The 15,719-nt window shown below is 48.7% G+C and carries 10 protein-coding genes; 6 read left to right on the top strand and 4 right to left on the bottom strand.

All coding sequences use genetic code 11. The features are described 5' to 3' along the window. The first annotated feature begins 121 nt into the window (after positions 1–121). Both KS4_RS00140 and KS4_RS00135 read left to right on the top strand, forming a co-directional pair. On the top strand, positions 122–1,369 hold the full coding sequence (locus KS4_RS00140; RefSeq protein WP_200761408.1) for a redoxin domain-containing protein: 1,248 nt from the start codon (positions 122–124) through the stop codon (positions 1,367–1,369). 100 nt (positions 1,370–1,469) lie between these two features. Next, entirely contained in the window at positions 1,470–2,873 is a 1,404-nt protein-coding gene (locus tag KS4_RS00135; protein WP_145072839.1) for a peroxiredoxin family protein, read from the top strand. A gap of 1 nt (position 2,874) precedes the next feature. On the opposite strand, the gene KS4_RS00130 is transcribed toward KS4_RS00135, so the two are convergent. From KS4_RS00130 to KS4_RS00115, 4 genes are all read right to left on the bottom strand, one after another. After that, complete coding sequence (locus KS4_RS00130) at positions 2,875–3,813, bottom strand: bile acid:sodium symporter family protein (protein WP_145072835.1); 939 nt, start codon at positions 3,811–3,813, stop codon at positions 2,875–2,877. A gap of 227 nt (positions 3,814–4,040) precedes the next feature. Further along, complete coding sequence (locus KS4_RS00125) at positions 4,041–5,591, bottom strand: glutamate synthase subunit beta (protein ID WP_145072832.1); 1,551 nt, start codon at positions 5,589–5,591, stop codon at positions 4,041–4,043. A 123-nt stretch (positions 5,592–5,714) separates the two neighbouring features. Beyond that, on the bottom strand, positions 5,715–10,364 hold the full coding sequence (gltB, locus tag KS4_RS00120; protein WP_234698835.1) for a glutamate synthase large subunit: 4,650 nt from the start codon (positions 10,362–10,364) through the stop codon (positions 5,715–5,717). A 199-nt stretch (positions 10,365–10,563) separates the two neighbouring features. Continuing rightward, entirely contained in the window at positions 10,564–11,508 is a 945-nt protein-coding gene (locus KS4_RS00115; protein ID WP_261341896.1) for a LysR family transcriptional regulator, read from the bottom strand. A 317-nt stretch (positions 11,509–11,825) separates the two neighbouring features. On the opposite strand from KS4_RS00115, the gene KS4_RS00110 reads away from it, so the two are divergent. The 4 genes from KS4_RS00110 to dacB all read left to right on the top strand — a co-directional run bounded on the left by KS4_RS00110 (position 11,826) and on the right by dacB (position 15,713). Next, positions 11,826–12,923, top strand: a complete 1,098-nt coding sequence (locus KS4_RS00110; RefSeq protein ID WP_200761407.1) for a glycosyltransferase — start codon at positions 11,826–11,828, stop codon at positions 12,921–12,923. A 126-nt stretch (positions 12,924–13,049) separates the two neighbouring features. Beyond that, positions 13,050–13,409, top strand: a complete 360-nt coding sequence (locus tag KS4_RS00105) for a SpoIIAA family protein (protein WP_145072823.1) — start codon at positions 13,050–13,052, stop codon at positions 13,407–13,409. A 176-nt stretch (positions 13,410–13,585) separates the two neighbouring features. Beyond that, positions 13,586–14,011: an EamA family transporter gene (locus tag KS4_RS00100; protein ID WP_145072819.1), complete on the top strand. Its 426-nt coding sequence runs from the start codon at positions 13,586–13,588 to the stop codon at positions 14,009–14,011. Between the two features lie 181 nt (positions 14,012–14,192). After that, the gene (dacB, locus tag KS4_RS00095; RefSeq protein ID WP_145072816.1) at positions 14,193–15,713 is read left to right on the top strand and encodes a D-alanyl-D-alanine carboxypeptidase/D-alanyl-D-alanine endopeptidase; all 1,521 of its coding nucleotides are present in this window, start codon (positions 14,193–14,195) and stop codon (positions 15,711–15,713) included. Positions 15,714–15,719: the final 6 nt, after the last annotated feature.

Here is a 15,719-nt window from a genome sequence, read left to right as displayed (position 1 = left end):
TGGGGTAATTATCAGAAGATCGTTGCAAAGTATGGGGCGATATTTGATGATAATAGTGGTGGGAGATGGGGATCTTTGATGTATCGATCAATATTTGATGACAGTAAATAAGGTGATGAGCATGGCTATAAAGCGGGTAATTGTGATGGTGTGCGTGGTAGCGCTGATGCTGGGGGTTGGGGTTAAGAGCGAAGCAGCGGTCAAGAAGGGGGACAAGCCCACGTTCACGTTCACGACGTTGCAGCGAAAGAAAGTTTCGTTGGAGAGTTTGCGTGGGAACATTGTGATTATTGATTTTTGGGCAACATGGTGCCCGCCTTGTATTGAAGCGATACCACACATGAAGGCTGTGAATAAAGCAGCACAGGGCAAGAAGGTTGTGCTGATGGGGGTGAGCCTGGATAGTGACCGTGGGAAGATGGCGAGGTTCGTGAAACAGAAAGGAATGGATTGGACACATGTATTTGGTGGGAGAAGTTCACGGGAAGCGGCCTTTTTCGGGGTCAATGGTATCCCGTCTATCTATATCATAGATCCGAATGGTGAGGTTGCATGGGTGGGACATCCGGCGAATATGGATGCGCCGTTGCGAGATGTCTATTTGAAGTTTCAAGATCAGCTAGAAGGAAGCGCGAGCGAAGAGGTTGTTAAAGAAGTAGATGAGGAAACGATTAAAGCGGCGATTGCACAGATGGGTGAGGCGAGGAAATTGCTTGAGAAAGGTGATTTCGCGAAGATTTTTGAAGTGTTATCACAAGTAGATCCACAGGCGGGTATGGATGCTCGGGTTAGAAAAGAGGCGGAGCAGATACTAGAAAAATTGCAGCGTGATGTTCTGAATAACCCGGAAGCTGTGATGATGTTGGTTCAGAATCCTGATTTACAAAAACAGTTAATGGGGATTCAGGATCAAATAAAATCTGTGAAAGAAGTTACTGAAAAGAAAGTTGTCGTCCAACAAAAACCTACCAGTAAGAAAACAAACAGGCTTGTCAACAAGAAGATCAGTGATCGGGTGTTGGCGAAGAAGCTAAAACAAGCAAAGATTTATGCGAAAAGCGACCGTGAGTATGAGGCTTACGATGTTTATGAGTGGCTCATGGAAAAATCGCCAAACAGTGATGCTGGTCGTGAGGCGGTTGATTGGGTGCTTACAAAGCGTAAAAACCAAAAATTCATGACAGGTTATGAGGTTTGGTCGCAGGGTAAAAAAGCGGAGCAGCTACTTAAAACAGGCAAGACCATGCAGAAATTAGGGGAAGTCAAGAGTGCTCGAGAGATGTATGAAAAGGTATTGGAAGAATGCCCAAAGGCGGCTAAAGAGATATATGAAGCAAAGGATTTGCTAAAGAATATGCCTAAAGAGTGAAAATCACGACATTTGAAATATAAGCTGAATGAATCCGTCTAGTTATATAGACGGATTTTTTAGTATGAAGTGATGCTACAGATATTGGTGGAGAATATTGATGATCTATAATTGTAAAAGTTTGCTGAGACTGAAATGGTTACCTGTCAATGCTTGTTTGATATTCATTTTGTTTATCTGTATTGGCTTTATATCCGGCCAAAGTCATAAAGGGAAAATTGTAGCCAATAATGATAAGTGGAATATTGGCGATCAAGTTGATTATCAATTGCGATGTATCGGGGGTGAGCCGATATCAAGACGATCGATGCGAGGAAAATATGTGGTGTTACATTTTTGGGCGAGTTGGCATGTGGGTAGTCGTGAGAGTTTGCTGTATTTGAAGGAGTTGTGGCCGGACATTGAAAAACGCAATGCGATGCTGGTCAGTGTGAGTTTAGATAAAAATGCAAAAATTGTTAGAGCAGCACGACAAAAGTTTATGTTGAAATGGCCTCAGTTTTTTTCTGATCAAAGTCATGCAGAAGTCTTAGCAAAGCGATTACAGATTGATGATGTGCCACAGGTATGTATCTTATCGAAAGAGAGTAAGCTGCTCTGGATTGGGCATCCTATTGTATTAAAAAGCGCGCTGGAACGACTATATGCGAATGTTGAATTTGGGGAAACAAAAGGTGAATACACAACAGGCGAGCAAGGTTTAATCGCAGATATGCGAGAGGTGGGTAAATTTAAAACGTATCGAATGGATGATCAAGAAGTTGAACGTGTTAAACGGGAGATTGTGATCGCTAAACGTGCGGCAAAGATGGAGAATCTGGATTTGTTGATGGAGAAGGTTAATCGCTTAGACATGATGTCGATTTATGATGAACGGCTACGTGATCGTATGATTGATTTAGCTGAAACCATTCATCGTTATATTTTGAATGATCCGGTTTTGATTCAGAAAACAAAAGATGAGGATTTTTTTATCGCAAAATTAAAAGCTATACATTCATTAATCACAAACCCGCCGAAAGGAAAGATGGACATGAGGCGGTTGAAAAATGTGCGTAAGCAATCAGGCAATAAATTATCGCCTGTTCTGCTTGAACGTAAATTGAATGAAGCTCGGGCGCTGGAAAAAACTGACATTATCAAAGCATATCATTTATATATCTGGTTGAAGGAACATGCTCGTTTAACAGAATCTGGTAAGGTCGCGATTAATAAAATTGAAGCCATCCGCAAAGGTGATCAGTACGGTAAGGTGATCGCGAAGCAACTAGAGAAAGAAGAAGTTAATCGCTTCTTTAATAACGCAAGAAAATTTGTAAAGAAAAGCAACAGACGAGCTGCGATTGTGGAACTTGAAACGTTGCTCCGGCTGTTCCCAGAATCAAATCAAGCTAAGGATGCACGGTTAATGATTCGCCAATTAAGAAACGAGCAAATAGAACTTGATCGGATTTATGGTGATGAAGACCCGGAGATAGTGAAACGTAAGCCACTCGGTTCGTGAATTATGTCTTGGAAGGTTGGCTATGCCAATATGAGGCGAGTATAACGCCTGCAATGTTGTGGAAGATCGAATAAATTGCGCCGGGTACGGCGGCGAGTGGGTCGAAATGTGCAAGGGCAAGAGCAACGGCGAGGCCGGAGTTTTGCATAGCTACTTCGATAGCGACGGCGCGAGAGCGCGGTTTGTTTTTTGCGCGGCTTTGTTTGGATTGGATGAAGTTTGAGCTGAAGTAACCAGCGGTTAGGCCGATGGTGAATTGAATGGCAACAGCGATGAATATGAGATATGAGGAAAGGATCGTCGTGCGATTCAAGCCAACAACGACGGCGACGATGATCGCGATAATTAGCATAGAAAAAACTGGAAGAAATTGATTTAATATTCGCTTAGATGGATGCCAATAAATTCTGATGAGGATGCCGAGAATGACGGGGACAAGGATAATTTTAGTGATGGTGATAAACAACGGCGCCGGTGCGATGGGGATCCATTGAGATGCCAATAGATATACCCAAAGAGGTGTGAGTAGCGGGGCGAGGAGTGTGGAGGCTGTGGTGAGGGTGATGGAGAGCGCGACATCACCACGGGCAAGATAGGTGATGACATTTGAGGCTGTGCCGCCGGGTGAAGAACCAACAAGGATGATGCCAAGAATGAGAAGTGGAGGAAGGTTGAGGATTTTAGCAATGGCGAATGCGGTAAGAGGCATGATGGTGTATTGAAGGATGATGCCGAGAATGAGAAAGAGGCCAGCTGAACGTAGTGCTTTGAGTTGGTGAGGAGTTATGGTGAGGCCCATGCCAAGCATAACAAGTGCGAGCATGAGCGGAATGAAGTCGCGTGTCGATTGGTAGATTTCGATGGGGAGGAGGAAGTAGCCAAAGAGGGCAGCGAACAAAATGATGAAAGTGTATGAGGAATGCAAACGGGCGTAGTCCATGGATGGATACTATAAATAAACGGTGATCAGGTCTAGAATCTTTTCTGTAAATACCAACCGGTTAATTAGCAGGATGATTATGAGATGGAATGAAAAATGTAGCTGGTCTGCTTGTTTACATTTACATATTAGTTTTATAAATATGCATACAACTGGTTCAAATAATGAAAAGACCCATGCGAAGTGCATGGGCCTTTGTTTGGTTGTGTTTAGTGGCTAACGGGTGATTAGCCTGCGGTTGAGGCGAATTGTGTTTCGACGTCTGGAGCGGGAAGCTCGGAAGCACCGGTGAGGTATTCGTCGATCTTACGGGCGGCGCCGCGGCCTTCATTGATAGCCCAGACGACAAGCGATTGACCACGACGGCAGTCACCTGCGGCGAAGAGGCCTTCGACGTTGGTGGCGTATTCGCCGTGCTCCGCTTTGAAGTTTGAACGGTTGTCGGTTTCGAGGCCAAGCTTTTCGGCGAGGATTTTCTCGGGGCCGGTGAAACCCATAGCGAGGAAGCAGAGATCGGCTTTGTAGATTTGCTCAGAGCCGGTGACTTCGGTCATCTGCCATTGGCCGTTTTGATCTTTACGCCAGTAGACGCGAACGGTTTTAACGCCGGTGAGGTTGCCTTCGTCGTCACCAACGAATTCTTTAGTAAGGATCTGGTATTCACGTGGATCGTCGCCGTAGGTGTCGATGGCTTCTTCGTGGCCGTAGTCCGTGCGGAGGATGCGGGGCCATTGTGGCCACGGGTTGTCGGCTGCACGTTCCTGAGGAGGTTTGGGCAACAGTTCAAAGTTCACGACTGAGGTCGCACCGTGACGGATGGAAGTACCGATACAGTCGGTGCCTGTGTCGCCGCCACCGATGACGATCACGTCCTTATCTTTCGCGGAGATATATTTGCCGTCCTCAAGGTTTGAGTCGAGGAGGGATTTTGTGTTTTGGTGTAGGAACTCCATGGCAAAGTGTACGCCGTTGAGTTCGCGGCCAGGAGCTGGGAGATCGCGTGCGGTGGTTGAGCCGGTTGCGAGGAGAACTGCGTCGAAATCACCACGAAGGTCGTTGATGTCGATGAACTGTGTATTTTCATCGTTGTCCACAGCACCGGCTTTGAGCTGGGGTGAACCGCCAACAAATGCGTTGGTAATGAATGTGACACCTTCTTCGATCATGAGATCGATGCGTCGCTGAACGTAGTTCTTGTCTAACTTCATGTTAGGGATGCCATACATGAGCAGGCCGCCTGGGCGGTCATGGCGTTCATAGACGGTGACGGTGTGGCCGGCTTTGTTGAGTTGGTCGGCTGCGGCGAGACCCGCAGGGCCTGAGCCGATGATGGCAATGGTTTTATCGGTGCGTGATTGTGGGGGTTGAGGTTTGATCCAACCTTCTTCGTAGCCACGATCGATGATAGCGCACTCGATGGACTTGATGGTCACGGGTGGTTCGATGACACCGAGGCAGCAGGAGCCTTCACAAGGAGCGGGGCAGACGCGGCCGGTGAATTCGGGGAAGTTGTTGGTTTTGTGTAGACGGTCAAGGGCTTCACGCCATTCTTCGTGGTAGACAAGGTCGTTCCACTCGGGGATCAGGTTATCGATTGGGCAACCTGTATCGGATTGGCAGAAGGGGACGCCGCAGTCCATGCAGCGAGCGCCTTGGGTTTTGAGCTTGTCGGTGTTCGCGTGTTCGTGGATTTCGTCGAAGTCTTTAATGCGCACATCGGCTGCGCGGTTTGACATCGGCTTACGCTTGTATTCCATGAATCCTGTTGGCTTACCCATTGTTCACCTCTTCTTATTTACCATCTGATTTGATGCCCAGATGGAGGCAGTTTTGTTTTAATTCGTCAGTCCGGGTCGTAGTTGAAAGCATGTGTTGACGGGAGGGCTAATCGATGATTAGCCTTATCCGTAACTGGGCATATCGTCGTGGGCTGCTGTGGCGACTGCGGCGAGTTTTTGTTCTTTAAGAACTCGCTTGTAGTCGATGGGCATGACTTTGACGAAGTTTGCGGTAGCGTTGTCCCAATCGTTAAGGATCTTCTCAGCGACCGGTGAGCCGGTGTACTTGAGATGATTTTCGATGAGGGTTCGGACTTCGGACTGGTCTTCGGGTTGATCGAGTTTTTCAAGCTCGACCATGCCGAGATTGCAGTTATGCAGGAAGTTATTTTCGGGGTCGTAGATGTATGCGATCCCGCCTGACATGCCTGCGGCAAAGTTACGGCCTGTTGGGCCGAGGATGACGGTGCGGCCACCGGTCATGTATTCGCAACCGTGGTCGCCGACACCTTCGATGACGGTTTTGGCGCCTGAGTTACGGACACAGAAACGTTCGGCGGCTACGCCGCGGAAGTATGCTTCACCTGAGGTTGCACCATAAAGGCAGACGTTGCCGGCAATGATGTTGTCTTCAGCTTGGAAGGTTGCATTCTTCGGTGGGAAGATAGCAACACGTCCGCCTGAGAGGCCCTTGCCGACGTAGTCGTTGGCGTCGCCTTCGAGGTTGAAGGTGATGCCTGGTGCGAGGAACGCACCGAAAGACTGACCGGCTGAACCATTAAAGTTCACGGTAATTGTGTCGGCTGGCAGGCCGGCTGCTTCGTACTTACGAGAAACCTGGTTGGAGAGCATGGCACCGGCGGTACGGTTGATGTTCTCGATTGGCAGATCGAAAGTAACGGACTGAGCTTTCTTGAGCGCAGGCATGGCTTGCTTGATCAGTTCACGATCGAGTACTTCTTCAAGAGCGTGATCTTGTTGGACAAGTTTGCGGATCCCGACGTTGTCGTGTGGCTTGTTTGCGGGTGTGAGGATTGGTGTGAGATCGAGGCCATCTGCTTTCCAGTGATCGACGGCATCTCGTGTGTCGAGAAGCTGGACTTGGCCGATGAGTTCATCGATGGTGCGAATGCCGAGCTTGGCCATGACTTCACGTGCTTCCTCGGCAACGAGGAAGAGGAAGTTGATGACGTTTTCGGGTGTGCCTTTGAATTTCTTACGCAATGTTTTGTCTTGCGTACAGATACCGACAGGGCAGGTGTTGAGGTGACACTTTCGCATCATGATGCAGCCGAGTGTGATGAGTGGTGCGGTTGAGAAACCGTACTCTTCAGCACCGAGCATGGCAGCGATGATGACATCACGACCGGTCTTGAGGCCGCCGTCAGTTTCGAGACGGACACGCGAGCGGAGGTCGTTGAGCACGAGCGTTTGATGAGTTTCTGCGAGACCAAGTTCCCATGGGAGACCGGCATGTTTGATGGAGGTAAGCGGTGAAGCACCGGTACCGCCGTCGTGGCCGGAAATGAGGATGTGGTCAGCGTGTGCTTTGGAAACACCAGCGGCGATTGTGCCGACACCGACTTCGGAGACGAGCTTGACGGAAACGTCAGCATATGGATTTGAGTTTTTGAGGTCGTAGATGAGCTGCGCAAGGTCTTCGATGGAGTAGATGTCGTGGTGAGGTGGTGGGGAGATGAGGCCGACGCCTGGGGTGGAGTAGCGGAGTGAGGCGATGGCTTGATCGACTTTGAAGCCGGGGAGCTGACCACCTTCGCCGGGCTTAGCACCTTGGGCGATTTTGATCTGAAGGACATCCGCATTGGAGAGATAGTGAGAAGTGACACCGAAGCGGCCTGAGGCGATCTGCTTGATAGCAGAACGACGAAGGTCACCATCGGGTGATGGCTTGAAGCGAGCGATATCCTCGCCGCCTTCGCCAGAATTTGATCGGGCGCCGATACGGTTCATAGCAACAGCAAGTGTTTCGTGAGCTTCTTTAGAAAGTGAGCCCATGGACATCGCGCCGGTACGGAAACGTTTGACGATTTCCTGTGCGGGTTGCACTTCGTCGATAGGGATTTCGTTGCATTGATCGAACTTGAACTTGAAGAGGCCACGCAAGGTTGAACGGGTCTTCGCATCATCGTTCATCATGACAGCGTAATCTTCGTAGGCCTTACGCGAGTTTGTCCGCCCAGCTGCTTGAAGATTCGCGATTGATTGTGGGTTGAAGAGGTGCTTCTCACCGCCGGCCCGCCAGTGGTAGTCACCGGGGTTAGGAAGAGTGGGGAGCTTAACGGTTTTCTGTCGTGGGAAGCCGAGTGCGTGACGACGTTTGGATTCGGCTGCGATAATGTCAAAGCCTGCACCTTGGAGGCGAGAGGCTGTGCCGTTGAAACAGCGAGTGATGACTTCGTCGTGTAGACCGATGGCTTCGAAGATCTGAGCACCTTTATAGGAAGCAACGGTGGAGATGCCCATCTTGGACATGACTTTGAGGATGCCGGTGCCGACTGCTTTGATGTAGTTGGCGACCGCTTTTTCAGCAGTGAGTGCATCGGGATCGATGAAACCTTCATCACGCATTTTGAAGATGGCTTCGAAGGCCATGTATGGGTTGATGGCGTCGACACCGTAACCGATGAGGAGACAGAAGTGGTGTACTTCACGAGCCTCACCGGATTCGAGCACGATGCCAACCTGTGTACGTTGTTGGTGGTTGACCAAGTGATGATGAACCGCTCCGCCAGCGATCAGAGAGCTGATGGGCACACGGTCATGGCTAGTCGCACGATCAGAGAGAACAATAAGTTGATAGCCGTCTGCAATCGCTTGACGTGCTTCTTCACAAATACGATCAATTGCGGCAACCATATTTGCGGTGTTTTCCTCGTCGCTGGAAGCAACGTGGAAAGTTATGTCGATTGTTTTCGCTTTGAAACCACGATGATCCACATCTTTCAACGCATCTAACTCTGCATTAGACAGGATCGGCTGTGGAAGGTGAATGCGATGAGCTTGCTTTTCAGTCGTATCAAGCACATTGCCTTCCGGACCTACGAAGGTCTGGAGGGACATGATGATTTCTTCGCGGATCGAGTCGATCGGCGGATTGGTGACCTGAGCGAAAAGTTGCTTGAAGTATTCATAGGATAGACGCGGCTTGTCGGAAAGAACGGCAAGCGCGGTGTCGTTACCCATAGAGCCAATGGGGTCTTTACCATCGAGACACATGGGGCGAAGGAGCATGTTGAGATGCTCGGTTGTGTAGCCGAAGGCTTGAAGTTTTTCAAGGATTTCATCTTGTCCAACACGGTTAACGTCGAGATCACGATCTGTGCCGGGGATAGATGAAAGCTCGATGCGCTGATCTTGAAGCCACTGGCCATAAGGGCGAGTGGTTGCGATCTGAGACTTAAGCTCTTCGTCAGCAATAATGCGGCCTTCATTGAAGTTCACGAGGAACATCTTACCGGGCTGGAGACGACCTTTCGCAACCACTTGATCGGTTGGGATATCTGGCACAACACCGACTTCGGAGGCCATGACGACGCGATCGTCTTTGGTGACGTAATAGCGTGAAGGACGTAGACCGTTACGGTCGAGGGTAGCGCCGATGTAGGTGCCGTCTGTAAAGACGACAGAGGCTGGGCCGTCCCATGCTTCCATGAGGTTGGCGTGGAACTCGTAGAAGGCCCGCTTGGATGGTGACATCGACTCGTGATTTTCCCAAGCTTCAGGGATCATCATCATGACCGCTTCTGGGAGTGAACGGCCAGACAGGATCAAAAGCTCAAGTACGTTATCAAATGTGCCGGAGTCAGAAGTCGTCGGGTCGATGACCGGCATAAGCAAGTCGAGGTTCTCGCCGAAGAGTTCGGACTTCATGAGACCTTGACGCGCTTTAGTCCAATTGGAGTTACCACGAAGCGTATTAATTTCACCGTTGTGACTCATCCAGCGGAGCGGCTGAGCACGATCCCATGATGGGAAAGTATTGGTTGAGAAACGTGAGTGCACCATCGCTAGATGCGAGGTGTAGTCAGGGTCACGCAAGTCTGCGTAGTATTGAGGTACCTGGTAGCTGGTGAGCTGACCTTTGTAGGTGATGATCTTGGATGAGAGCGATGGGACATAGAACATGCCATCGTCAACGCCCGCTTTCTTGATGTCGTGGAAAGCTTGTTTACGGATGGTGTAGAGTTCACGCTCGAATGCATTTTGATCATGATCGCAGTCAGCACCGAACTCACCGGTGGATGCGCCGATGAAAACCTGTTCGACAAATGGCTCGGTCTTGCGAGCGGACGGGCCGATGTCTGCGTTGTCTGCAGAAATGGGTACAGCACGCCAGCCGAGAAGCGTCTGGTTATGCTCAGCGATATATTTCTCAACGATCTTCTTACAAGCCGCACGGTTTTCTTCGTCTTGTGGGAGGAAGAACATACCGACTGCATAGTGACCGGGTGCGGGGAGATCTTTGCCTGCCGCCTGCTTGTATTCACGATTGAATAGTGCGTGTGGGATAGCAGTGAGAATGCCAGCACCGTCACCGGTGTTAGGTTCGCAACCACAAGCACCGCGGTGGTCCATGCGGTGAAGCATTTCAAGGGCATCGATTACGATATCGTGCGAGGCTTTGCCTTTAAGCTGAGCAATGAAACCCACACCACATGAGTCTTGTTCATTGGCTGGGTCGTATAGACCCTGCTTTTCTGGGAAGCCGATCGGCTGTTGTTCAAGATATTCCATGTCCCATTCCTTCTTCATCGTTCCATCCCTGCATCTATATAGATACGTTAGTGCGAGTCGTGCACGGGGTACTGAATAAGCAAATCTATGAGCCGATTATTGAATCATGAGTTGGCTGAGTGATTGCGTTGCTGACAGTTGGAGATAAAGCCCTGCCGAATCGTGTTCGGTTAGGGCGGCAAAACGTCAGCTATGAATCGGTCCGTCGATCACAATGTCATGTGCCAGCAAGCTGGCTGTCTGCGATCCATTCATGGGCGGGATCACTGTCGGGCCCTGCCTGTTCGAGCAGATAATCAACGAACTGCTGAACAGCTGGGGCAAAGGATGCGCTTTGCGTTTTGTGTTTTCGCCGGTAGACCACACCCATCGGTCGAACCATTTGAGGCAGCAGGCGAATGGTTGAGAGGACGCCAGCTTCAACTTCATGAAGAACTGTGCGTCCTGGTAGGATTGAAATGCCGTCGGTTAACGCGACCGCATTTTTTATCGTATCAATGTTATCAAAGGTCGAAACAATCCGAGGCCTCGCACCCCGCTCTCGCAGGTATCGGTGCAGAGCACGTCCAACGGGCAGATTAGTATCGAATGTCACCATGTTGTAGGCCGTTAAGACCTCAGCGGTAACCTCTTTGAGTTGAGCCAACGGGTGCTTCGGATTGCAAACCACAGCCATGATCTCGTCACGCAACGGAATGATGCCTAGCTTTCGCCAGCTCTGCGGGTACGCCAATATGCCAAAGTCAGCCTCATTCTCCTCAACCAATCGATAAACATCGTCGGGCTTGGTGTACTGAATCTCCACGTTGATCCGTGGGTGCTCAATATGAAACTGATCTGCGATGCGCCCAAGCAGATCAATACCTGCTGAGTAAATCGAGGCAACGCGCACCGTGCCGACAGGGTCCTCTTTAATTAGAGCCACCTGAGCGGCCAGCTTGTCGTACTTGTCAATAATCCCCGCACACCCTTCAAGGAATGTCTGTCCCGCCTCGGTCAAGGCTAACGGCCTCACCGAGCGGTCGATCAGCACTACCCCCAGTCGCTTCTCCAGCTGGCTGATACGCTGGCTGGCTGCAGACTGGGTAATACTGTGCATCGCTGCAGCTTGTGAAAAGCTGTGGCAGCGTGCTACATCATAGAACAAGCGCAACGTCTGCATGAGTAGAAGTATATCATTAGCTCTGTTAATGTCAATAAAACATAACATTAGTTATTCTAATACTTAAAAAGCTGTGCACAATCCGTGGATACCGATAAGTACATATATAACGGTGAGATATGTCTTGTCAGCGCATACAAGTAACCGATAATACCATTAGCAACATGCAGGTCTTATGTAAGAATCCGTGTTTATTTATACAACTGCTTAGTGGGATTTACCTGCATTCAAACGCGATACGTCACTTTCGTGACAACATCTGAGCAGACAACCCAATGATTTAATTCATGCGAGAGAGAAAACCCAGAATCGGACACGTGCTACATCAGCTCCAATTTGCCGGAGCTGAGGTGCTTGCTGCTGGCTTGGCGCGAGAGTTAAAGCACCGCTGGGCGTTCACTTTTATTTGCCTCGACGGAATCGGCCAACTTGGTGAGCAATTACAAAGCGAAGGGTTTGAAGTCATTGAGCTTGGCCGCAAACCGGGCATCGACATGCGTGTTGCAAAGAAAATCCGCAAGCTCACACTAGAACATAAAATCGATCTTCTCCACGCTCATCAATACACCCCCTTCTTCTATGCTTCTGCCTCACGAGGACTATTTCGCAGCACCCCGCCCATTATCTTCACCGAGCACGGCAGGAACTATCCAGATATCGCAAGTACCAAACGCTTAATCGCCAATCGTTTCTTGCTAAGAAAACATGATCAGGTCACCGCAGTAGGCCAATTCATTCGCCGCGCCTTGATCGAAAATGAGGGAATCCGTTACAAGCACATTGATGTGATCTATAACGGCATAAACCCCGACCAATTCGCAGGCAGCAATCGATCTGAGGCACGTAATAAGCTGAACCTGCAACCTCAAGACTTAGTCATTATGCAAGTGGCTCGTTTCCACCCAGTCAAAGATCATGAGACCAGCATACGCGCATTCAAGCAGGTTCTGGAACAAGAACCCAATGCCAAACTTATCTTGATCGGAGATGGTGAGCTTAAACCCCGCATGGAGCAACTTGCAGAAGAATTGGGCATTAAGCACCGCATTCAATTCGAAGGTGTCCGTGAAGACGTTGATCAAGTGCTCGCTGCTGCGGATGTATTCACGCTATCGAGCCTAAGTGAAGGCATCAGTGTCACATTATTAGAAGCATGTGCGGCAAATAAGCCAATCGCCGCGACCGATGTCGGCGGCAACGCTGAAATCGTCAAACACGATACCACCGGGTTACTTGCTCCCAGACAAGACCACAAACAATTGGCTAATCACATCTTGAGATTACTTCAATCTGAAAAGCTCCGATCTCGAATGGGTCAAGCGGGCAACGAACATCTTCGCCAAAACTTCACACAACAAGCCATGCACCGCGCATATGAAGCGGTTTACGATATCACTCTTAACCCGTCTGAATAAAATCGCATTTCTAAACAACTTAATCATAAGATTATCAGCACCATAGGATTAACGATCGCAAAATAGGATTCATGCGCTTTTCGATCCTACGATTCGTCGTGCCCATTGATAGAAAGCGAGTAAACCATGATTGATCCAATTCAACGTGATGGCGTCGATAATGCCATTGGCTTCAGTATAGATGGCAAACTACATGCAGATGACTACCGCCGTATTATCCCAATCTGCGAGCAACTCATCGAAGATACTGGTGAATTACGTATTCTTGTCTATCTCAAGCATTACGAAGGCGCTAGCTTTGCCGCGTTGTTTCAAGATCTGAAATTTGACGTATCACACTGGTCAAAATTTAAGCGTATTGCGATGGTCGGTGACAAGAAATGGCAAGCGCATATGGCCAAACTAACCGACCTCATTATGCACGGCGAAGTAAAACACTTTACATCAGATGAAATGGATGAAGCTTGGGTCTGGGTCTCCTCATAAGCTAATCAACGAATAGTAATATAACTAGAGCAGCTTGCATCATTAATTGCCGTGTAAACCAATGTCACGAACAGCAGCAGTTACATTGAGGATGCTTTTTTATCGCAACGACCCACTGGTCAACGCGGCAGATATTTACACAAAACGCTCTAAAACCCAAAATCCAGGGATATGATATGCTTGCCATGATCTATGCCATCCTCACTGCGATTGCATGGGGTGTCGGCGGCTATTTTGAGAAAAAAGGCTTACAAGCAGGCAACCTTACACCACAGGTTGGCTCATTTATCCGTACGGGTGTCGCATTATTGATTCTCTCGGTTCTCAGCTATCCTCAGTGGAAAGAAATTCCTCAAGCTGGCTTTAAATCATTGTCTCTAATGGTGCTGGGCGGCGGTGTTCTGGCAGGTACGATTGGCATGCTCTGTTTCTATGCTGCAATCAAAAATGGTCAACTCCCCCGAGTCATGCCTGTCGCATTCACCGCACCACTTTTCGGAGCAATTCTCGCGATTACGATTGACGGCGACCCCATCACCATAAAAATCGTCATCGGTATGCTGCTTACCGTCGGCGGCATTATTATCCTATCCACTACCTGACTCTTCATGATCTGAGAAACATCATTTCTTTTTCAACGCTCACAGATGCGAAAACTCACAATTTCGTGTAACTTTATCATTGCACGATTTATCCCATTAAGCAGTGCTTTCTTAACGTAACCCGTGCAATGTTTGTGTTGTTTACAGATGATTCGAGACTCGATATAGCGAAGAGGTTTTCATGCTTCATTTTAAGCGTGCTTATCAGTATTTGTTGATTCCCGTGCTACTTTTTTGCAGTAACGCTCATGCAATCGATATCGAAAGCCCACTCCGAAACCTTATCCAAACCAGTAACCTCGGCGACACACAATACAGCATCACCGTCAAGGATCTGGATTACAATCAGTACCTTGCGCAGATTAATTCTGAACTCCTCCTAATGCCCGCCAGCAATATGAAGCTCCTCACCACCGCCGCTTCAATTGATATCCTTGGCACTGACTTTGTTTTTGGGACCGAACTACGTCTTATTGAAAACGAAAACGGCAATCTGCCCTCATTGATCATTAAAGGTGATGGCGACCCCGCATTTTGTGATCCCATCCTCCTTCGAGAGCACAATCTTGGCATCGAAGATATCCTCGATATGTGGATCAAAGCCATCGTTGATTCCGGCCAAACACACTTTCAAAATCTGTATCTTGATGACCGCATCTTTGATTACCAACTTACCCACCCAGATTGGGAAAAAAACGATCTCCTTAACCACTACGGTGCGGAAATCAGCGGTCTTAATTTTTACCTCAATTGCATCGATGTTACACCCATCCCAAGCAGATATCTCGCGCAAGAACCGCGCGTTCTCATTTTTCCTGATGCGCCGTTTCTAACAACCAGCAACAGAGCAAAAACCGGTAAGCACGATCGTTTCTGGATTAGCCGCCCACCTGATCGTAATGAGCTGACCTTTCACGGTACCGTTAAAAACGCATTCACCAAACCCGTTCAGATTACCGTTCATGAACCAGCAATCTTCTTCTCACGCTATCTAATCAGTGAATTGACAAAGAGAAATATCACTGTCGATCAAATCGTACGACCTGATATTATTGATGCACTTCCTACTGGCAAGGTCCTTCATGTCATTCGCACCACACTCCCACTTGTCCTCGCAAGAACCAATCAGGATTCTGTAAATTTGTATGCGGAATCACTCTTCAAGCGCATCGGCAACAAAATCACCGGCGAACCCGGTAGCTGGAATAACGGTGCTGCCGCAATGCGTTACTTCTTGCGTAACCTCGTTGGCCCTACCGCAAGTACCGCACAAATCTCTGATGGCAGCGGACTTTCACGCTCCAACCGCATATCAAGCAATATGATCGTTCAGCTTCTCAGCTCAATGTACGAAGACCCTGAAAAAATGGACATGTATCGCGAATCTCTCGCATACGCTGGCAAAACTAACTTAAATGAACGCCAAGCCGCCGGAACACTTCGCAAACGTTTCCGTGATCTCAACAAAGGTCATTGGGTCTTCGGTAAAACCGGCTACCTCACCGGCGTTGTCACGGTTAGCGGTTACTACATTTATCCCTCACCACAAAATCCCGAAATATCACGCACCATTGCGTTCAGTTTCCTTTTCAATAACGTGAAGCCGCCCGTGCAAGCATACCAAATCAAAAACCTGCAAGACAAAATGATTTCAAAAATTCAAAACGCACTACTCATGGAAGAGCGTGTCAACAGCAATTAGCTTTAC

This window comes from Poriferisphaera corsica (assembly GCF_007747445.1).
In the GTDB taxonomy this organism is placed as follows: Bacteria; Planctomycetota; Phycisphaerae; order Phycisphaerales; family Phycisphaeraceae; genus Poriferisphaera; species Poriferisphaera corsica.
The sequence above is the reverse complement of the archived record's forward strand: the minus strand, read 5'-3'. Positions and strand labels throughout refer to the sequence as shown.